The sequence below is a fragment of the Fictibacillus phosphorivorans genome (genome assembly GCF_007673525.1).
Classification (GTDB): Bacteria; Bacillota; Bacilli; order Bacillales; family Fictibacillaceae; genus Fictibacillus; species Fictibacillus phosphorivorans_C.
On sequence record NZ_VDZU01000001.1, the window covers coordinates 613,111 to 634,512 of the forward strand.

Consider the following 21,402-nt stretch of genomic DNA (forward strand, 5'->3'; position numbering starts at 1 on the left):
CATTTCGTAATACATAGTAGGTACCAATAATCAGTAGGAGGGGTGTACGATTGAAAGTTACAGAAGAAAATGTTGTACAACAATTAATAGATAAAAATGAAAATGCGATCTCTTTCATGATTCAGCAATACGGTGGTCTTCTCACAGCAATCATCAAGCGTCATGTGAGTTACCAGCAACAAGATTATGAAGAGTGCCTTGACGATGTTTTACTTTCCGTTTGGAACAATATTCATCAATTTGATCCTACGAAAAATACGTTCAAACAATGGATCGCAGCTGTAGCAAAATATAAAGCAATCGATTATGGGAGAAGACAGATTTCTCTACAAAAACAACAATTTTCAGTTCCAGATTTTACTGAATCCAACTTATTGTCACAAAAGTCACGAGAAGAAATTCTCGTTGATGAGTTGCTTCAACAGTTACCTCCCGGTGAACGCCGGATTTTTGAAAAGTACTATTTAGAAGGAAACACGTCAAGTGAGATCGCTCATGAATATAACGAGAGAGAATCCTGGGTGTACAATAAGTTATCCCGAGGGCGTAAAAAACTAAAAGGATTTTTGTTTCAAAATAATGAAGCATGAGGAGTGAAGATATGACGATCTATCGCGAATTAAACGAAATGGATATAGATTTGAAACAATATGAAGAGCAAGACCTTTCTCATTTTGAAAAAAAGCAATGGGAAAAGCGAGTACTAAAGAAAGTAAAAAAACAAAAGCCGTCGCAGGTAAAGAAGTATATGGGTGTAGCAGCGGCCATGCTCATAGCGACGGGATTATCAATAAGTACAGGCATCGTATCTATAGCTAATATGCCATTTGTAGGTGAAACAATTGAAAAATATTTGAATCAAAACGAGAATCTCGATTTTTCTTCCTATAAAACAGCGATAGGTCAAACGGCTGAAAACGAGAAGGGGAAATTGACGTTGAACGAAGTGATGATCGATGGCGGACGATTACTCATAAGTTCGACCTATGAACCAGCAGACGGGATCGACTTTCATCATAAGATGCACCCTATGCCTAAAGTGAAGATGAACGGTAAAGACTTAACGTCCAGTACAGGCGGGCAATCGATAGAATTGAACAATTCCATGTTTACGGTTTACAACGAAGTTCAGTTAAAAGAGATCCCAATCGGGGAGAAGGTCCGATTTCATATCGAGTACGATCGCTTAGATTTAGAGATGAAAATGAATCAGCCGTGGGTGTTTGATATTAAAGTTCCCACCGAAAAGTTAGCAGCGAATAGCAAAACGATCACGGTTGATCAAAAGATAAAACTTGAGAACGGACGCTCTATAAAACTAGAAAAAATGATCGTTACACCTATTTCCACCATTCTCTATTATGACTGGCCAGGTGAAGAGAATCACATCGCGTTTAAAATTGTAAGTGAATCTGGAAAGGAAATCTTGCCTGACACGGTTTCTGTTACACCGGAAGAATCTTATAACCGATTTAGTGCGATCGATATGGATTCGGAAAAATATTATGTAGTCCCATTTGAGCATTCAGCAAATCCGAGTGCAGATAAGCCGGGCAAATTACCAGAACGATCGATTCCTATTAATTAAATGATAAAAACACTTGGAGACGATCCCAAGTGTTTTTTGCTGCCATTTACTCTTATTTCACTAATTCACTCAATTTGCCGTTTCGTTTCTCTCTTTCGCTTTCATCCGCAAGGTCGTACTTTTTCAAAAGATGAAACACTTCATTTAAGTAGGTCTGATCACTATCATCAGATAAAGAGTCGCCAACCTCCATCACCAACTCACGTGGCATAAAAGCGGATTGTTCAGCAAGCTTCTGCTTCACATCTTCTAACGTGTGGTCGATCGTGCATTTGCCCATCTATAATCAGTCTCCCTCTATTTTATATTAAAAAAATCGTAACATACATCTCTGTTGAAGTGGAAGAATAGTGTCTCACCTAGGATTCATGTTACGCTATTAGGGATATAAAAATAGTGGAGGTGTTAAACATGCGTTTAAAAGGTAAAAAAGTGCTTAGTCTTGTGCATCATGATTTTGAGGATTTGGAATTGTGGTATCCGATCTTGCGATTGCGTGAAGAAGGGGCGATCGTGGAACTTGTAGGAGAGAAAGCAGGAGAGACGTACATCGGAAAATACGGTGTTCCGGCTGATGCTGATTATGCGTTTGGTGATGTGAATGCTGGAGATTACGATGCAATCTTAGTACCGGGTGGTTGGGCACCGGACAAGTTGCGCCGTTTTCCAGAGGTGATCGAGATGGTTCAGCATATGGAAAATAACAAAAAGCCGATCGGCCAGATCTGTCATGCCGGCTGGGTTCTTGTTTCAGCAAAAGTTTTAGACGGTAAAAAAGTGACAAGTACACCAGGTATCAAGGATGACATGGAAAACGCAGGCGCAACATGGATCGATGAACCTGTCGTAGTTGACGGTCACCTCGTATCTAGCCGCCGTCCACCGGATCTGCCGGATTATATGCGTGAATTTGTTGCGGTTTTATCTCAAAACTAAAATCAAAGGCCAAGAATAAGGAAGATACTCCTTTCATTCTTGGCCGTTTTTTATAGACTGGATAGTATCTCTTTCGCTTCTTCAAACAATTCTTCTTTAATAAAGTGTTTATTAACGTGTTTTTGTAGATCAAGCTTGCGATCGAGATCATCTGTTGAGTTTAACGCCTTTTTAAAAAAGGCAACACTTTGTATCAAGTCACTTTGATTTTTGTGTTTTCTGTAGGATTGTAAATGGAAAATTCCTTTTAACAAAAAGCGATCATATTCATTGTTGATTTCCGTTTCGATGTTCTGCCACAACTCGTATGCTTTTGAATAGTTATCTTCTAATAGGAAATTTTTTATGATTTGAACATCACATTTAGTTCCTAGTTCGCTATTCAATAGAGAAAGATAAATTTGCTTAGCATTTATAAAATAATCAGTCGCTTTTGCAATACTCTCCTTTTCTCTATAAAGAAGACCAAGATTAAAGTAGACAGCAGCCAACTGTTCATTTTCATGATTAATGCTAAATATCTCTTCTGCGTGTATGTAGGACTCAATCGCAAGGTCAAAACTTCTAAGATTTTTATATGTTATACCTAAAGTCATTTGAATCTCTCCTAATTTATAAAGAGAGGAATGACTTTCTGCAGTTTCTAATGCTTTCTTTAAATAAAAGGCAGCCGACTGGTACTCTTTTAAGTGAGTATGATAAACACCCATATTTAAATTGGTTTCTACCTTTAGGTTGTAATCTGAAGGGAATTGATGAGTATAGGTTAAAGCAGAAGTAAAGGATTTAAACGATTCCTCTACTTTTTTTAACCGAAACGAAATTATCCCCAAAAAATTGTACAGTTTCCCCAACTGGTTCGTATATTGATCCTCTAGGAGATCAATCGCTTTTCGAGTAATTATCTCAGCCTCATGATAGTCACCTTCAAACCATTTTAATCGAGCCTTTACCCAGAGATATTTGCCTTTCTCATAGGTGTTCATTCTTTCAATCCATTCTACAGAAAGACTCTCAAATGCTCTCTTACCCTTATCTATTAGACTTTCATTTAAATAAGATTCGATGTTATCTAATAAGCTACTAATATTCAATTGCTCAAGAGCACTGTTTCGTTCACTTTGGCCGATGAGATAAGAAATAGAACAGTCTAATCGATGAGCTAATTTTTCTAATGTCTCAATTGAAGGACTAACCATACCTTTTTCAAGCTGACTGATAAAACTTCGATTAACGATTCCTTTAGAAAGCTCTTCTTGTGTGATTTTTTGAAGAGTTCTCATTTCTTTAATCTTAAGTCCGATTTGTGTGCTGATATTCATGTTTTGCCTCCATTGATAAACAATCTACGTAACTAAGTATAATTTAAAAGTTATAATATTCCAAAAAAAGTTTGAGAATTGTAAAATAATGCAATAAAATAGAAAGTGATTGTAGGTAACTGTAATTGTTAGTTGGAATAACAAACCTGTATTTGAAAGGCGGATAATAACTAGAACGTTAAGTAGGCCAAGAAAAGGTGGGGGAGGAACATGAAAGTCGTAAAGCTTAGTGTGAATTTTCTGTTGCTGTGTATCAGTATTCTTATGGTAGGTTCTTTACCGTTTCTAATCTATGACATTGATAGGCAGCTTAAAGTACTTAAGATGATTGAGAATAACGAGATAGAGAACACCCTTTTTCTCTATGATTCTGTTCAATTTAATGTAGGGAGTTACTTTAATCATGTTAAAGAGATGTTCGGAAACATTTTCTCTATTCAAGACTTTCAATATTATAAATTCAAAGAGTATCACCCCGTTTTCCCTGAACTGAATCAGCTATATTTGATGTCGGTAAAATATTTAATAGCAGCCCTTTGTATAGGATTGATTCTGGCTGTAATTACTAGTTTCCTTATCATGCTATTACCAACACATCAAAGAGATAAAGTTAAGAAAGTGTTATTTGTGGTTGAATCACTTCCAGATATTTTTATTATTTTCCTCTTACAGTTTTTGATTATCTGGATTTATAAAAAAACAGATATTTTGTTGTTTCAGATCGTGAACGTTTTTGGTAAACCCGCATTTTTTCTGCCAGTACTTTGTTTGAGTATTCTTCCTTCTATATATATTACAAAGTATTTATTGATCTCATTAGAAGAAGAGGAAAAGCAATCCTATGTGGAGATGGCTAAAGGAAAAGGCTTATCTATGTATTACATTATTTTTGTGCATATACTACGTAATGCCATATTCACTCTTCTCTTTCACTTTAAAACGATCTTCTGGTTTTCACTATCAAACCTTTTTGTGCTAGAAATTATATTTAATATTCATGGAATCATGACACATATCAAAACTTACGGAAGTATGAACCCTGACCTTGTGACGATATGCATATTATTAATTTTTATCCCGTATTATTGTTTGTTTCATTTGGCTTCTGCCGTTATTTCCAAAAAGATAAAAGGAGATATAAGTCTATGAACAGACTATTGAAGGAGAAGTCATTTGTTTTTGGCTTTTTATTTTTATCAACGCTATTCGTCATGAGTTTTGTTTACACCTATGGAATAAAAGACCCAAATGATAAACCTCAAGCTGTTCTTTATAATGAGAATCAAGAGGTAGTGGCTCGAGCACCGTTTCCTCCTTCAGAAGATTTCCTTTTAGGCTCTGATAAAGAAGGGAAAAGTGTTCTAACAAACTTAATTGAAGGAGCGAAGTATACAGTCGGTTTAGCTATTCTATTAAGTTTAATACGAATCGTCCTCTCATTTATCCTAGGGTATATCTTCTATACGTTACCAAAGCTATTAAAAGACAAAATAGAGGTTCTATGTGATGCGTATCATTATGCACCTACTGCCATATTTGCCTACTTATTACTCTCGCCGGCAATAATTGCATTCTCATGGTCTTATGATGAAAAAGTGAAATTATTACTCACAATAGGAGTCATTGTAGCATTGGCAATACCGATTCTATCTGTTTTAATCATGAGAGAAATTGAGCATGTATTTAGTAAGGAGTTTATTTCAAGCTGCAGACTGATCGGTGGAAGTTCAATGCACATTTTTCTAAAACACGTAACACCCTTTTTGATACCTAAAATTATCATATTGTTTGTTCAGCAAGTGGGACAAGTGTTAACCTTGTTTGCCCATCTAGCACTGCTGGATATTTTTATTGGTGGTGGAAAACAAGTTATCATGGAAATGGATTTAGAGGGTAATTTACTTATGGAGTCTTTCTCTCTATCATCTGAATGGGGTGGATTGATCGGAAAGAGCTGGAACAGTTTTATGTCATATCCTTGGATGCTTTTTGGTCCTATATTAGCCTTTACTTTAACGATTTTAGCTGTGAATTTTATGGCTTCAGGATTAATAAGGTGGAACCAGAGAGAATATAATGTCCCTTCTAATAAAAAGAGTAAAAGCTCACCGTCTGTAATGAAGGCACCAAATGAACACGTAATTAGTTTTGATAAAGTGAAGTTAACAGAAAAAAGCGGGTAACAGATTGAAGCGCCTTGAGGTATATCATAATACTGAAGGCGCTTTTTGTATATCTGCACATCTTCACCAATATCGTTCTCTAAAAATACACTGTATGAAATGCCATAAATCTGGAGGGGTGGGATAAATGCCATCCAAAGACGATTTTATCAAACAAGAAGGCACGGAGTTCCCCGGCAAAACATACGTGGAACACTTACTGCGCCCCGTATTCAACGACCAAAGAGACTATCTTTTTAAACATATGTTTAACATTCACCGAGCACATGTTGTGATGCTATCTGAACAACGAATCTTAGATAAAAGTGATGCCACGAAAATACTCAGAGGTGTAGAAGCTATAGCGAAGATCGATCCACAAACACTAACCTATGATCCACAATTCGAAGATCTATTCTTCATGATCGAGCACAAAATTAGTGAAGAAATCGGATCAGATCTTGCGGGCAGTATGCATATAGCCCGTAGCCGGAACGACATGGGAATCGCCATGTACCGACTCGTGTTAAGAGAACACATTCTAACACTCACAGAAAGCGCACTATTACTCGCAAGAGCCCTTCTAGAAAAGATCGACGAACACGCCGAAACTGTCATGACCGCCTATACTCACACCCAACCCGCACAGCCGACAACACTCGGCCACTACTTAACCGCTGTGCTAGACATCCTTCTACGAGATATCAAACGTCTTCAATCGGCTTACGAAACTGTGAACTCTTCACCAATGGGAGCGGCAGCACTCTCTACAACGAGTTTTCCAGTCGATCGCTATCGAGTAGGTGAACTGCTCGGTTTCTCGCGTCTTATTGAAAACTCCTATGATGCTGTAGCAGGTGCGGATTATTTGATAGAAACAGCGACTGCCGTTTTAACGTTGATGACGAATAGCGGTCGTTGGATTCAAGATTTTCTTCAACTCGTTACCCGTGAACATGACATCATAAAAGTGGCAGATCCATACGTGCAGATCAGCTCGATCATGCCGCAAAAACGAAATCCGGTTTCTATTGAGCATTCGCGGGCACTGGCCAGTTCCTCCATTGGAGAAGCGCTTGCCGCTATCACGATGATTCACAACACACCTTTTGGCGATATCGTCGATACAGAAGACGACCTTCAGCCGCATCTATATAGAAGTTATGAAAAAGCAAACCGGGTAATGCACCTCATGCATGCGGTCATCCGAACGATGGAAGTGAACAAAGATCGAGCCCTCGCTCGTGCAAAAACATCTTGTATCACGATTACAGAGCTTGCGGATTTTTTAGCGAAAGAAAAGAGTGTACCGTTTCGCGCTGCTCACAAAATAGCGAGCACCCTTGCAAAAAAGTGCTCATCGGAAAAGTTAGAACTATATGAACTGCCCCTTCAAACGGTTCAACAAATTTTGATGACTCATCACCAAAACCTGACTCTCACCCAAAAAGAGTGGGAAGAAATCATCTGCCCCATCCAATTTGTGATAAGGCGTAGTATTCAGGGTGGACCGAATTCGGATGAGGTGAGGAGGATGGCAGAAGAACGACACACTGTGATAAATGATCTAGTAAAGTGTCAGGAAGAAAGGAGATCGACCCAAACAATAGCAGAAAATAAGCTGCGATGTGCAATTTGTAGTCTAATAGAAGGAAATTAAAAAAAGCCAGCAGGCTTTTTTTCGTTTCCTGTCGAAAAGACAGTTAAATAAATATCCATAATTTCCGATATATGTAATAAACGGTATTTTTGAAGGAGGAGAACATGGAGAAAACGGTTGTAAAACGGTTAGTGATGACTTCTGCGTTTGCTGGTGCATTTTTTGCTGTGCCTCTCGTTGGTGAAGCTGCCTTAGGTGATAACACTCTTAAACAGGGGACAACGCATGCGGATGTTCAGCAGCTGCAATCCATTTTAAAGCAAAAAGGATACTTCAAAGATTCACAAACGACAACGTATTTTGGACCGGTTACAAAAAAGGCAGTTATGGATTTTCAGAGAGCGAACGGACTCGTGGTAGATGGGATCGTGGGGAAGAATACGTATAGCAAGCTGTTGCAGAAGTCGTTTCAAGAAACGGCCCCGAAACCAGCACCAAATCCAATAACAGCTAAGCCAGTTCCGTCAAAGCCAGCTGCATCAAACCCAGCGGCTAACACTTCTTCCAAAGAAATGAAGCTGAAGTCCACAGGACAAGCTGTCATGAAGCTTCAGCAAGACCTTAAGTTCCTTGGTTATTTTACATATTATAAAACGACCGATTATTATGGAACGATCACAACAGAAGCGGTTCGCAAATTTCAGATCAGTCAAAAATTAAAAGCTACAGGTGTAGCTGATGCGAAAACGCAAGAACTGATTCTGAAAGCTGTGGCGGCTAAAAAGGCACCAGCGGCTCCACCTTCACCAAAGCCAACGCCGGCTCCATCAAAACCGGCGACACCACCAGCTCCAAAGCCCCAGCCAAGCACTTCTAAGGACTTGAAGTTTGGCACAACAGGGCAGGAAGTCAAACAGTTACAAACACGCCTGAAAAATCTAGGCTTCTTTACATACCCTATGATCACGGACTATTTTGGGACGGTAACAGAAGATAGTGTTGAAGCGTTTCAAAAGGCACACGGCCTACCTGTGACAGGAGTCGTAACCAAAACCGTTTTGGATAAGATGACTGAAGTAGAGAACAAAAAGCCAGAGCCTGTCAAAACACCGAACGAAATTACAATCAACGTGATCGCGAACGCGGCAGAACTTATGGGAACGCCGTACGTTTGGGCAGGAACGACTCCGAGCGGCTTTGACTGCAGTGGTTTTATTCAATATGTGTTTGCAAAAGAAGACGTTGCACTTCCAAGGACGGTTGCTCAGATGTGGAACGCCACAACGGCTGTATCTAAGCCAGCAGTTGGCGATCTTGTATTCTTTGAAACGTATGCCACTGGTCCATCACACCTTGGCATCTATCTAGGAAACGATCAGTTCGTTCATAGCGGATCGAGCACAGGCGTGACGATCAGCAATCTTACTTATAAGTATTGGCAAGACCGATATCTCGGTGCTAAGCGTATCAACTACTAACAATCTATCACCTTGTGCGTATCCTTATCTATGCGCGCAGGGTGATTTTTTTATCATGGAGTTATCACACATTTATTGCCAGATATTTTGCTATAATGATTAAACAACTGTTTAATGGTAGGGAAAGGAGTTCTGTTTTGAAGAATTTTTGTAGAATCCTCGTATTAGCAGCACTTTGTTTTGTCTTTTTGACGGCTTGTTCTGAACCGCCAAAGCCAGAGTCAACGGTGGAGAAGTATATGGCCGCGTGGCAAAAACAAGATTTTGAGAGTATGTATGACATGCTAGATTCAAAGTCTAAAAAAGCCATCTCGAAAAAAGAATTCGTAGATCGTTATACTACGATTTATGGTGGAATTGAAGCTGCAGATCTTAAGGTGAATGCTTCAGGGAAAGTGAAACAAAACGAGAAACAAGAAGAAAAAGCTGAAACATCGTATTCTGTAAAAATGAACACACTTGCGGGTCCAGTGGACTACACGCATAACATAAAACTGAATCTGGAGGAAAAAGAAGATACAGAGAGTTGGAGAGTTCAGTGGAATCCGTCACACATCTTCCCACAGATGAAGGAAGGAGATAGAATCTCAGCTTCATCCATCGCACCAAAACGTGGAGCAATTCTAGACCGTGAAGGAAATCCGCTAGCTTTTAACGGAACAGCTTATGAGGTATCGATTGTTCCTCAAGAACTGCCGAAAGATCAAAGCAAAACGATCGTTCCACTCGCAAAAATTCTAGGCATGACACCAGAGGAAGTTCAGAAAAAACTTGATCAGCCTTGGGTCAAGCCTGAATATAGCGTTCCAATTAAGAAGATGCAAACCGATAACCCAGATATTCAAAAAGCCGTCGCGCTAGAAGGCGTTCAGTCACCGAAAGTCGAAACGAGACTGTATCCGCTAGGAGAAGCGGGAGCTCACTTAACAGGTTACATCGCACAAGTGAACGCTGATGACCTGAAAAAGTTAGAAGGAAAAGGATATACCGCGCAAGATTTTGTCGGTAAAGCAGGACTCGAGAGATTGTACGAAGAACAGCTTCGCGGTCAAGCGGGCGGAGTCATAAAAGTACTTACGAGTGAAAAAGAAGAAAAAGCGGTTGTCGCAGAGAATGAGGTCGTAAACGGTAAAGACGTGAAAACGACGATTGATAGCGGCGTGCAGAAATCTATCTATGCTCAACTCCAAGGGGATGTGGGAACATCATCTGCCATCCACCCAACAACGGGAGAAGTGCTCGCACTTGTTAATAGTCCATCTTACAATCCGAATGAGTACACGCTCGGAATGACCGAAGCAGTAAGTAAAAAATGGCGGGATAACCCGAAAAATCCTTCACTAAACCGTTTCGCATACACATATGCACCTGGTTCTGTATTGAAACCAATAACGGCCGCAATCGGAATGGAGAACGAAACACTTAATCCGAGCGATGTGATGAACGTGAGCGGCAAGTCGTGGCAAAAAGATGAATCATGGGGCGGTTATACGGTAACTCGTGTAAGTGCCGTGCCAAATGTGAACCTTGAAAAAGCACTCATCTACTCAGACAACATTTACTTTGCTCAAGCTGCACTCAAGATGGGGCAAGAACCATTCGTCAACGGCTTGAAGAAGTTTGGGTTTGGCGAAGATCTGCCACTCGCGAATCCTTCTACAATAGGCGAAGAGGGAATGACCGAGGTACAGCTCGCAGATAGCGGATATGGGCAAGGTAAGGTTGAAATGAGTCCGCTTCATCTCGGAATCTCGTATACGCCATTTTTGAATAACGGAAATCTTTTGAAACCGCAGATTCTTCAAGATGAAGCGGCAGGTCAACCAACTGTTTTGAAGGAAAATGTAATTTCTGAAGAAACAGCAGCGATCCTTCGGGATGATATGTCGAAAGTGGTCTCAAACCCAGCTGGAACAGCGCATGACGCTTATATGGCGAAGCTGCCGCTTGCAGGGAAAACCGGAACGGCAGAACTCAAAGCCAGTAAAGAAGACAAAAACGGTATGGAGTTAGGCTGGTTTGTAGCTTACAATACCGAGAATCCTTCCCTTATAGTTACGATGATGATTGAAGATGTGAAGGGAAGAGGCGGCAGTCATTATTTGGTGCCTAAGGTGAAGAAGGTTTTCGAAGATCATGTGAAATAAACCAAAAGACCTCCTTAGTGGAGGTTTTTTGGTTACTTTAAAGGCATTCATTTCATCTTTTTTGAGTTCTTCTTCATGTGTTATAGTAAGTTCAAGCATGTCACTTTTTTAGCAGGTGGTACATATTTCATGAAACGATTTTTATTATATTGGCTCCCGGTTTTCTTGTGGATGGGTATCATATTTTATGCCAGTTCTCAACCTTACGAGAAACAAGATCTTCGGCCTACACTGTCCAGTAATCTTAATTTAAATACGGTAGAGAATCTTTTTTCGTCGATCTCATTTCATTACGCAGGTGACGAAATTAGTATTGAAGCTTTAGGAGCGGCACATTTTCTAGAGTTCTTTATTCGTAAAGCTGCACATTTTTTCACTTATTTTGTTTTAGGCTTCTTGATTTACCGAGCACTTGACAGGTATTTGTTAAACAATCGTTTAACATTTATGACTTCATGGATTTTAACCATTCTGTATGCCATCTCTGACGAAGTACATCAAGGCTATACACCGAATCGTTCCCCTCATATGGAGGACGTAATGATTGATACGATAGGTGGTCTTATTGGAATCATGATAGCTCTATTCATATACAGGAAAATTCGTACAAAAAAGAATTTAGTTTAATGCTACAATAATAGAAAAAGAATGCAGGTGATACCATGCAAATGCCAATGACGATGCAAGCTAACTTAGTGACGACTGGAAGAGAAAAACGTTTAGAAGGAAATGTATTTGAAGTTTCATTAGACGGCTATATGCTCTTCATCTTAGATCATCCTGTACCCGTTCAAAAAAAAGAAAACAGCTCTCCAGTCGGGAAAGCTGTTATTAAAGAAGTTACGTGGAAAGAAGATACCACTCATTTGGTTTATGAACTAATTGATCTGCATAGTGTGAACTAACTTTTACGGAACCTCTCTAGGGGTTCCTTTTTACTTATAGGTAATGGCTTGTGAACCCATCTGTTCCCAAGCTTTCTTAAACTTTTCTAGAGGCAGTTTCCGGTTACTTTGCTGATTTAGCGGATCGTTCACATAAACATGGTCTCGATCAAAGCCAGTAATAACAACAGAGTGTTCCTTCCAAGTAATCTGAACTTGTCCAGTAGGTGTGTTCCATGTTCTAAATTCACTTTCAGGCAATGGGCTAAAATCGGAGTTAATGATAATCCATACCGGAGTTCCATTTTCTATGTTAGTCAGCACATCATTAAAGCTCTCACCGCTTATATCCTGAATTCTTCCCGGCAAATACTCTTCTGCTAACTCTGCAACCGGTTTATGATAAACACCATATCCCATCTTATCAAAGGTATAGATGTCACCGACGAATCCTTCATTAGGATTTCCGTAATAATAAGTTCCATTTTCATTTCTATAAGGAGTATCTACCTTCTTAATCCTTTCAGCTAGCTCCATCTTGTCAACATCAACACCAGCATGTTGAAGGAGCATCGCTAAGGAAGTAACCTCACATCCCCGGTCTAATTCTGGCATCTGTTGGATGAGTGGAACATGATCAACGAGTACCTTCCCGTTTTCACCTGTAGTTACGCTCTTTTTATTTTGAACAGAAAGACCTTCTTCCTTATTCATCCTCTCATTATCAATCTGCTGTTTATTACTTTGTGTAAATCCAAATAATCCTCCAATTACAAATGCGAATAGTAGGGCGATAAAAAGTTTCTTCAATGGGTACTCCTTACAAGGTTTTCTTTTATCTTACCAGACTAGTAAAAGATTTAAGCATAAAGACTATTAAATAGATATGTAGTTCTATATATGTAATAACAATTACTCTCGAAAATATTCCTTTTTCCCGCAAAAAAACCAGTTGATTACAAATTATTTAAATATTTTGTCAGAGATGTAATAACAATGTAATAAATTGTCACTATTTTTCGTGGTACCATAGGCATGGGGATAAAGGGACAAGGAATAGGTAGAATTGTACATTATACATAACTTATATCAAACCATAGATTCATAATCTACTAGACTACTTGGCCCAATTGATGAAATTACATCAAAGTAATCAATTGGAGGGTACATACATTGAAGAAGAAAGTAATGTCACTCATTATAGCAGCAGGGGTTTTAGTTCCATCGGCAGATTTAGTTCATGCATCATTAGGGGATGATGTCATCAATACAGGCGATAACTTCTTAGGAAAACCTTATCGCTATGGATCTGCATTCGGAAACACAAGTTCATTCGATTGTTCTTCATTTACGTCTTATGTATTTTCAAGACACGGCATCACACTGCCTAGAACGAGTATTGGACAAGCTTCAGTCGGTACACCAGTATCAAAAGCAAATCTTCAAAAGGGAGATCTTGTTTTTTATGATACGAATTATGACGGAGTGATCAACCACGCTGGAATCTATGCCGGTAATGGAAAGATGCTTAACGCTCAATCATCTGGCGGTGTGCAATTTACAGATGCCTTTTCTCGTTATTATTGGGGAGCTCGGTATGTAACAGCGAGACGAGTGATTAAAGAAACACCAAAGCCTGCTGTAGCAGCGGCTTCAACGGTAACGAATACTAACGCGCTTACGCATAAAGTGAAACAAGGTGAGACGCTTTATGGAATAAGCAAAAAGTATAAAACGACTGTAGCAAATATCCAAAAATTGAATGGACTAAAATCCACTTCATTGCGTGCGGGTCAGGTGTTAAAACTTAAAGCACCAGCAGCAACACCTGCAAAACCAGCGGTTAAGAAAACGACGCCTGCTAAAACAATCGCGACAAAAACATATACAGTAAAAGCCGGTGACACACTTTGGGGAATTTCAAAACAATTCAAAGTGTCTGTAGACCACCTTGTAAAGGTTAATCAATTAAAGTCCACTTCTATATCTATTGGACAAAAAATAAAGTTATAAAATGTCGAAAAAAACTTTAAGACGTCGAACTGTCTTAAAGTTTTTTTTATTGGAAAATTAATGTATCCAGGAACCGTTATACCGATATATAATTAATCATCAGAGTAGAGAAGGCGGGGGATAATAATGAAAAAATTCATGATCTTAGTACTCAGTTTGTTTTCATTCGTATTCTTAGGAGACCAAGTTACGGCAGAGAAAACATCACATGTGCAATCTGATGAATTTAAGAAGTTATTAAAAACAGAAGAACATATCTCAAACGAGCTTTTGCTGACATTTAAGAAAGCTCCATCTCAAGAGGAGCTAAACACACTTCGAAATAAGTTTCCGATAACAAAAGTAGAAAACATCGGATTACCTAAGCTGTACAATATTACGTTGGAAAAAGGAACAAGTCTTGTACATACAGCAGAAGATTTATCTAGAGAATCCAATATTGAAAGAGCAGAACCAAACTTTGAATTTGAGTCATCGTACATTTCAAGGGAACCTTTGTTTAAAAATCAGTGGTATTTAAGTAAGTTGAACGCAGATCGGGCATGGGACCAGACGAGGGGCGAGAACCATGTAGTCGTAGCCGTGCTGGATGGCGGTGTTCAAATCAATCACCCTGATATAAAAGGGAAGATCGTCAAACCATACAACGCCGTTACAAAGAAAACGACGTTTCCTCCAGATGATCATGCGACGCATGTAGCGGGAATCATAGGGGCTTCTTTTAATAAGGTTGGAATCGCCGGTATAGCACCAAATATTAAAATTATGCCTGTAAATGTATTCGAGGGAGAGATGGCTAATACGGCAGATATCATTCGTGGTATTGTTTATGCTGCAGATTCAGGGGCAGATATCATCAACTTCAGCATGGGAGGATATGGAGAGAATTACCCTTTAAAAAGTGCTGTGAACTATGCCCGATCAAAAGGCGTGATCTTGATCGCTGCTGCGGGTAATGATGATACAGATGAACGTACTTATCCTGCTACTTATCCAGGAGTATTAAGTATCAGTTCGAGTGATAAGGCAGACGAAATCTCGTGGTTTACCAACTATGGAGATTACATTGATTTCGCAGCACCAGGAGAACAGATCTATTCCACTGTTACAAATAGCAAATACATGTATATGGACGGTACATCCATGGCGGCACCAGTCGTATCGGGTACAGCAGCCTTAATGCTTTCAAAGAATCCATTGTTATCCGAAAACGACCTAAGAAATCTGTTCATCAAATCTTCTACAGACCTTGGGGATAAAGGCTGGGATCTATATTACGGTTACGGAAGAATAAATATTGATAAGGCAGTTATGGATACACCAGCTGCTATTGATAAGCTTACTGTACCAAGTACTTTCTTTATGAAAGGTAACAACTATAGTGCCATCTCGTTTATTCCATACAATAAAGCTAAAGTATCAGCTTACGTTGTTGATGCAAAAGGTAAGATGGTAAAAAGCTTTGTTGCGAACAAACAAGGAGCGGGTACGAAATTATCCTATAATTGGGACGGTAAGGATGCGAAGGGGTACTATGTTGCGGCAGGAAATTACCGTGTAGTCGTGAAGACTGTTGCAGGAGGGAAGTCTTTTTCGAAAGTTTCTTCTATAAAAGTAACAGATCAGATTCCTTTTGTTTTTAACACAGAGTCATCATCCCTTTCTTTTTCACCAAAGCTTAAATCTCAACCTATTAAATTTAATTTAAGCAAACAAGCGAAATTAACGGCGAAGGTCTATAACAGCAAAGGGCAGGTCATTGACACGCTCTTTACAAATCGAATGTGGGCTCCAGGTAATCACTATTTTTACTGGTCAGGAAAGAAAAACGGCGAGACGCCATATGGAGATGGGACGTATGTGCTAAAGATAACTGCACAAGATTCCTCTAACAAAATCATAAAGAAAAATGTGAATGTGACGATAGATACGAAAGCACCCGTTGTAACGGTCGAGTCACCTTCCGTATATAACGGAACAGGGTATGCGACTTCCTCATTCAATAATAATGAACGAGGAACGCTTACAGCCAAAATAACAGACTCAAAAGGAAACGGAATTAAAGTACTGACGTCTAAGAAAGCCTATAATCCGGGTCCACACATCATCAACTGGGATGGTACAGATCAGCAAAATGCTCCAGCTAGTAACGGAGATTATCAATTGAATCTTGAATTTACGGATTTGGCTGGAAACAAAGTGATAACAAAAAGTACACCTATTAAAGTAGCACGATAAAAAATTCAAAATTAAGGGACTGTATACCCATACAGTCCCTTTTTAATGTCTGAAAATTCAATTTGAAATATAACTGTAATATAAAATACCTAGTTCTGAAACATTTATGCGATAGAATACAAGAAGATTGTAAAAACGTGTAAAAATATAGGAAATTGAGGGGAATCATACATAATGAAGAAATCTTTTGTTACAAAAGCCTTGGGTACAATTGCATTAGCTGCTGTAGTATTTGTCTCAAATCCTTTATCTGCAGACGCTGCTCTAGGAGATCGACAATTAAAGCAAGGCATGACACATAAAGAAGTTAAAGATCTACAAGTCGCTTTAAAGAAAACAGGCCACTTTACATATAATCAAGGTTATACGACTTATTATGGTACTTATACGAAAAGTGCGGTAACAAAGTTTCAAAAACAATATCGCTTAAAAGCAACCGGTGTTGCAGATAAGAATACGATTAAACTCATCAAACAAAAAGCTGCAACTAAAAAGGTCGTTGCCAAAAAAGCACCAGCAAAAAAAGCAACGGTGAAAACATTTAACGTGAACGCAGCGAAAAAGTTACAAGGTGTTAGATATACATATGGCGGAACAAGCCCGCAAACCGGATTTGATTGCAGCGGTTACGTATCTTATGTAATGAAGCAACAAGGAGTTAAACTACCAAGACGTTCACAAGATATGTATAACACTGGAAAGAAAGTATCTTCTCTTCTTCCAGGAGACCTTGTGTTTTATAACACGAGCGGAAAAGGAATCTCTCACGTTGCGATCTATATCGGAAACGGACAGATTATCCATAGTGCTTCTAAGAATGTAAAAGTAGATAGCATGAGTTCAGGCTATTGGAAACAACGTTATGTTGGAGCAAAACGAGTATTATAAAAAACAAAGTGATCTCATTTATTTCATTAGAAATAGATGAGATCTTTTTTTATAAAGTTACAGAGGATTTTGATAAAGAAAAAGTATACGAACTGTGCTACAATAATTTGAGCAACCTTGTTAAGTGACAGGTTTGAAATGCAGCAGAATAAGGCAACATTATATAATGATTATATTTTATAAGAAACTCGGAGGATGTTATGATCAGTATCATCATTCCAACACTAGGACAAAGAGAGCAAGAACTCTTCCGACTGTTAGATAGCTTATCCAAACAAACGTATACTAATTTCGAAGTCATTATGGTATCTCAAGATAATCATGAGGCAGTAGAAGAGATGTTGAAACAACATACGTTTACATACAAACATATTAAATTGGATCAAAAAGGTTTATCGATGGCAAGAAACAAAGGATTGCCGTATATTTCGGGTGACTATGTTACATTCTCGGATGATGATTGCTGGTATCCGGAAGATGGACTTCAGAAAGTGATGAACACTTTTCAGGAGCATCCATCCACTGATGTCATCTGTTTCAAAATTCATGATCCATTAATTCAAAAAGATTATAAAAATTACTCAGCTCAACCAAAGAAAGAAATCGGCAGAATTGATTTCTTAAGAAAATCATCTATCGAAATTTTTGCGAAGACGCATTGTTTTAAAGATGAAAAGATACTCTTTGATGAGCGTTTTGGTTTAGGGAGCCCATACAAATCAGGTGAGGAAAATATAATTCTTCATGATTTGAAAGCAGCTGGGTTTAAGATTGCGTATGAACCGACCGTTGTCGTGTATCATAAGAAAAGAGAACAAGAAATTGTAAACAATTTGGATATAACGAAGAAAGGTCCGTTATTTATCCGGATTTATGGTAAACCTCTTGGGTTAATTTTGTTCCACCTATTTTACTTTAAGAAATGGAACACGATTAACGATCCGATTAAATCTTACAAAAAGTCTTTAACTGAAATAAAAGAATACAATCAAACTGCTAAATAGCAGAATGATACAAAAGTCCTTCTTTTCATAGAGAAGGGCTTTTTTTTGTCTATGAAACTCACTTTTTTTTACTTTTTTTGAACTTTTTTTAAAATACTACTAAAACATTCGTATACTTTTCCGATAAAGTAATTAGCTCGAGTGAAAAAATTGTCGTAAAACACATCCAAAGTTTCAAATGTAAGGAAATTTTTATAAAAAATTTCAAAAAAATGCTAGTAATTTATCAAAATTTGTTATATCATATGAAATGTATTCCAAAGATTCCAAATTCTACTGTTATTTCCAAATAATTTCATAATAGTAGTCGTAAGGTCGTAGGTCTACATAACTTATGGGTTTTGAAATTGAATAGTACTGATTTTTCGGGGTTAATTAAAAAACTACGAATCTACAAATCTCGTACTGTTTAATTTTGTAAAAAAATATTTACTATATGGAAGGGGTCATTTTTAACATGGCTAACAAGAGAGTATTTAAAGTTGCAACAGCTTCAGCAGTTGCGGCAAGTGCATTAGTAGCAGCTGTACCGGCAAGTGCTGCTTCAGTAACTTACGAGCAAGCAGAAAAGCAAGTAAACGTAGCTCGTGAAGCTGCAAACGGCCTTCACGCTGAGTATACAAAGAACGCTGATTACAAAACAAAAGTAGACATCAAAAAAGCAAACGACGAGCTTAACCGTGCGAAAGCAAAAATCGCTGCTCTATCTGATGCTAAACAAAAAGCTTACTTATCTTCACGTATCCAAGGTACGATCGACACAGTTGCTCGTGCTAACGCATACAACAACGCAGTGCGCGTTGGAACTGAAATTCTTCCAGCTGCACACCAAGCAGTAGTTAAAGCTGCTGACGTTGCTTCTTTAAAAGAAGGAAATGTAGTTCTTGCTGAGAAAATCAAGCAAGCTAAAGAAACTTTCCCTAAAGTTTACGGAAAAGAAATTCAAGCTAAATTCGCTTCTCTATACTTAACTGCTGACCTTGAAGCAGATCGTAAAGATGGACACTATGCAGCAATCACTGCTGATCGTGTTGCTGAAGGTCTAAAGCTTATCGCTGCTGGTAAAGTAGAAGAAGCAGAAGTTCAATACAAAAACGCTGAAGCTTCTTTCAAAGCTGTAAAAGGTCTTGCAACAATCAAAGAAATCATTGCTGCTGACTGGACTGAGCTTGGAAAGAAAATCGAAGCTGCAAAAACTCCTAAAGTTGAGTCTGTAAGTGCGATTAACGCTAAAACAATCGTTGTAAAGTTCAATTCTGAGCTTACAGCTGACAACACTGTAGTTGGTGATGCTTCTGAAGTTGCTAAATATACTTTAGATGGAACTTTAGCTACAACTGCAGTTCTTGGATCAGATAAGAAAACTGTAACGTTAACATTTGCTGGTGGTGTTGAAGGAACTGATCAAGTATTAGTAGTTAACCCTGTTGTTACAACTAAGAAAGATAAAGACGGAAACGCTGTAAGCACAGAGAAATACTCAAAAGTACTTAGCTACACTGATGAAGTAAAACCAGAAGTAGTAGGCACTTCTTATGAAAACGGTAAGATTGTTGTTAGCTATTCTGAAGCAATCGGAACTAAGCCAACTGTAGTACGTGTAAACGGAAACCCAGTTGCTGCTAGTGACATTGCGATCGCTTCTGATGCAACTAAAGTTGAAATTACTTATGCTGGATTAGCTGCAAGTACAACTGCTTCTTTATATGTTGCTGGTGCTAAAGATGCTTCTGCTGCTGGTAATGAAATGAGCCTATTTAATGGTACTGTTATTACTCCAGCTGCAGACACTGCAAAACCACAAATCACTGGTGTACAAGTGACTGGTCAAAATACAGCTAAAGTTACTTTAAGTGAAGCAATCAACGAAGCAACTGTTGCTGCTACATTACAAAAAGGTGCAACACAAACTGCTGTATCTCTAGTTAAAGATGCTACAGACACTACTGGGAAAACATATACATTAACTGTTGACCTTAATGGTGTAACTGCTGGAGATGGAATCTTTGCTGGTACATCTACAAGTGAATCGTTTACTTTATATGTAGCTGCTGGTGTAATGACTGATACATCAACGCCTGCAAATGCTAATGAGCTTTTCAGCACAAACTTAACTTTTGTTAAGGATGTAACTGCTCCTGCTTTGGTTTCTTCTCAAACTTCTGCAGATAGCAAAAAGTTAGAATTCAAATTCAACGAAGATTTAACTGTTGCTGGATCTGATGCTAACATCATCATTAAAAACGCTGACGGTGTTAGAATTAGTGCTGTAGATCCTGAAACAGCTCTTAAAGTTGGCGACAACAAAACTTACCAAGTAGACACTAAAGCTGGTGATGTAGTACTTGATGCAGGTACTTACACTGTAACTATTCCTGCTGGATTCTTTACAGATGCATACGGTAACGCTTCTACAGCAGTAACTTCTACATTCACTGTAGGTGCTCCAACTAATAACGATACTACTAAACCAACTGGAGCAGTTACAACTGCAGATACAAACGTATTCCAAGTGGTATATAGCGAAGAAGTTACTGCAACTGCATTAAACCTTTCTAACTACAAGTTAGATGGAGCTTCATTACCTGCAGGTACTGAAATTTATTTCACAAGCACAGCTAAGGATACTGTAAAAATTGTATTACCAACTGGATCTATTAACATTGGTAACCAAACTACAGGTGCTTCTGCAATCCTTAATGTATCTGGTGTAGCTGATAAAGCTGGAAATGTTATTGCTACAGCTAATACACCTGTAGTAGTTAAAGACAACACTGCTGCTTCTGTTACAAATGTACAAGTACTAGGAACTGACGTTTATGTAACGTTTAATGAAAACATCACTGTACCAGGAACAACTAATGCTCTTGATGCTTTCAAAGTTACTGTAAACGGTACAGAATTACTAGCTGCTGATGTAAGTGAATTAGCTGCAGTTTCTGGAAATGCTAAGCAAGTTAAGTTCACTCTTACAACTGCTGCAACTCCAGTGGTATCTGTTAAAGCTGCTCAAACAGTTTTAAAAGATGCTAACGGGGTACTAGTTAAATAATTTAAAAACTCAATGAAAGGTTGTGCTATTTTAAGGATTACTTTTGTATCTTAATCTAGCACCCTCTTCCATAGGAGAAGAACCACTAAG

18 protein-coding genes are annotated in these 21,402 nt (G+C 38.5%); 15 read left to right on the top strand and 3 right to left on the bottom strand.

The window, feature by feature from the left end:
- Nucleotides 1–50 precede the first annotated feature (50 nt).
- Entirely contained in the window at nucleotides 51–590 is a 540-nt protein-coding gene (locus FS458_RS02905; RefSeq protein ID WP_144697685.1) for a sigma-70 family RNA polymerase sigma factor, read from the top strand.
- Between the two features lie 11 nt (nucleotides 591–601).
- Nucleotides 602–1,588 carry a DUF4179 domain-containing protein gene (locus FS458_RS02910; protein ID WP_186320422.1) on the top strand — a complete coding sequence of 329 codons (987 nt, stop codon included), beginning with the start codon at nucleotides 602–604 and terminating at the stop codon, nucleotides 1,586–1,588.
- A gap of 52 nt (nucleotides 1,589–1,640) precedes the next feature.
- Here FS458_RS02910 and FS458_RS02915 read toward each other — a convergent pair whose 3' ends face one another.
- Nucleotides 1,641–1,868, bottom strand: coding sequence for a group-specific protein (locus tag FS458_RS02915; RefSeq protein WP_144697689.1), 228 nt, complete (start codon nucleotides 1,866–1,868; stop codon nucleotides 1,641–1,643).
- 131 nt (nucleotides 1,869–1,999) lie between these two features.
- On the opposite strand from FS458_RS02915, the gene FS458_RS02920 reads away from it, so the two are divergent.
- Nucleotides 2,000–2,524 carry a type 1 glutamine amidotransferase domain-containing protein gene (locus tag FS458_RS02920; protein WP_144697691.1) on the top strand — a complete coding sequence of 175 codons (525 nt, stop codon included), beginning with the start codon at nucleotides 2,000–2,002 and terminating at the stop codon, nucleotides 2,522–2,524.
- 50 nt (nucleotides 2,525–2,574) lie between these two features.
- On the opposite strand, the gene FS458_RS02925 is transcribed toward FS458_RS02920, so the two are convergent.
- On the bottom strand, nucleotides 2,575–3,846 hold the full coding sequence (locus tag FS458_RS02925) for a helix-turn-helix transcriptional regulator (protein ID WP_144697693.1): 1,272 nt from the start codon (nucleotides 3,844–3,846) through the stop codon (nucleotides 2,575–2,577).
- A gap of 210 nt (nucleotides 3,847–4,056) precedes the next feature.
- Here FS458_RS02925 and FS458_RS02930 point away from each other — a divergent pair, with 210 nt between their 5' ends.
- The 7 genes from FS458_RS02930 (at nucleotide 4,057) to FS458_RS02960 (ending at nucleotide 12,138) form a co-directional block, all read left to right on the top strand.
- Nucleotides 4,057–4,995, top strand: a complete 939-nt coding sequence (locus FS458_RS02930) for an ABC transporter permease subunit (RefSeq protein WP_144697695.1) — start codon at nucleotides 4,057–4,059, stop codon at nucleotides 4,993–4,995.
- Nucleotides 4,992–6,029 carry an ABC transporter permease gene (locus tag FS458_RS02935; RefSeq protein ID WP_186320423.1) on the top strand — a complete coding sequence of 346 codons (1,038 nt, stop codon included), beginning with the start codon at nucleotides 4,992–4,994 and terminating at the stop codon, nucleotides 6,027–6,029. Before FS458_RS02930 ends, FS458_RS02935 begins: the two co-directional genes overlap by 4 nt.
- Before the next feature lie 127 nt (nucleotides 6,030–6,156).
- Nucleotides 6,157–7,668 carry an argininosuccinate lyase gene (gene argH, locus FS458_RS02940; protein WP_144697699.1) on the top strand — a complete coding sequence of 504 codons (1,512 nt, stop codon included), beginning with the start codon at nucleotides 6,157–6,159 and terminating at the stop codon, nucleotides 7,666–7,668.
- Between the two features lie 104 nt (nucleotides 7,669–7,772).
- Entirely contained in the window at nucleotides 7,773–9,086 is a 1,314-nt protein-coding gene (locus tag FS458_RS02945) for a peptidoglycan-binding protein (RefSeq protein WP_144697701.1), read from the top strand.
- A gap of 137 nt (nucleotides 9,087–9,223) precedes the next feature.
- The gene (locus FS458_RS02950; RefSeq protein ID WP_260858295.1) at nucleotides 9,224–11,233 is read left to right on the top strand and encodes a penicillin-binding transpeptidase domain-containing protein; all 2,010 of its coding nucleotides are present in this window, start codon (nucleotides 9,224–9,226) and stop codon (nucleotides 11,231–11,233) included.
- Between the two features lie 129 nt (nucleotides 11,234–11,362).
- Nucleotides 11,363–11,860 (top strand): VanZ family protein, encoded by a 498-nt coding sequence (locus FS458_RS02955; protein WP_186320424.1) that lies wholly within the window; start codon nucleotides 11,363–11,365, stop codon nucleotides 11,858–11,860.
- A gap of 35 nt (nucleotides 11,861–11,895) precedes the next feature.
- Nucleotides 11,896–12,138: a DUF2584 family protein gene (locus tag FS458_RS02960; RefSeq protein WP_144697707.1), complete on the top strand. Its 243-nt coding sequence runs from the start codon at nucleotides 11,896–11,898 to the stop codon at nucleotides 12,136–12,138.
- 30 nt (nucleotides 12,139–12,168) lie between these two features.
- Here FS458_RS02960 and FS458_RS02965 read toward each other — a convergent pair whose 3' ends face one another.
- Nucleotides 12,169–12,927: a C39 family peptidase gene (locus FS458_RS02965; protein ID WP_144697709.1), complete on the bottom strand. Its 759-nt coding sequence runs from the start codon at nucleotides 12,925–12,927 to the stop codon at nucleotides 12,169–12,171.
- A 363-nt stretch (nucleotides 12,928–13,290) separates the two neighbouring features.
- On the opposite strand from FS458_RS02965, the gene FS458_RS02970 reads away from it, so the two are divergent.
- The 5 genes from FS458_RS02970 (at nucleotide 13,291) to FS458_RS02990 (ending at nucleotide 21,312) form a co-directional block, all read left to right on the top strand.
- A complete protein-coding gene (locus FS458_RS02970) occupies nucleotides 13,291–14,130 on the top strand; it encodes a C40 family peptidase (protein WP_144697711.1) in 840 nt (279 codons plus the stop codon).
- Nucleotides 14,131–14,256: 126 nt separating this feature from the next.
- The gene (locus tag FS458_RS02975) at nucleotides 14,257–16,368 is read left to right on the top strand and encodes a S8 family serine peptidase (protein ID WP_144697713.1); all 2,112 of its coding nucleotides are present in this window, start codon (nucleotides 14,257–14,259) and stop codon (nucleotides 16,366–16,368) included.
- A gap of 174 nt (nucleotides 16,369–16,542) precedes the next feature.
- The gene (locus FS458_RS02980; protein WP_144697715.1) at nucleotides 16,543–17,256 is read left to right on the top strand and encodes an NlpC/P60 family protein; all 714 of its coding nucleotides are present in this window, start codon (nucleotides 16,543–16,545) and stop codon (nucleotides 17,254–17,256) included.
- A gap of 200 nt (nucleotides 17,257–17,456) precedes the next feature.
- Nucleotides 17,457–18,260 carry a glycosyltransferase family 2 protein gene (locus FS458_RS02985; protein WP_144697717.1) on the top strand — a complete coding sequence of 268 codons (804 nt, stop codon included), beginning with the start codon at nucleotides 17,457–17,459 and terminating at the stop codon, nucleotides 18,258–18,260.
- A 457-nt stretch (nucleotides 18,261–18,717) separates the two neighbouring features.
- On the top strand, nucleotides 18,718–21,312 hold the full coding sequence (locus FS458_RS02990) for a hypothetical protein (RefSeq protein ID WP_144697719.1): 2,595 nt from the start codon (nucleotides 18,718–18,720) through the stop codon (nucleotides 21,310–21,312).
- Nucleotides 21,313–21,402: the final 90 nt, after the last annotated feature.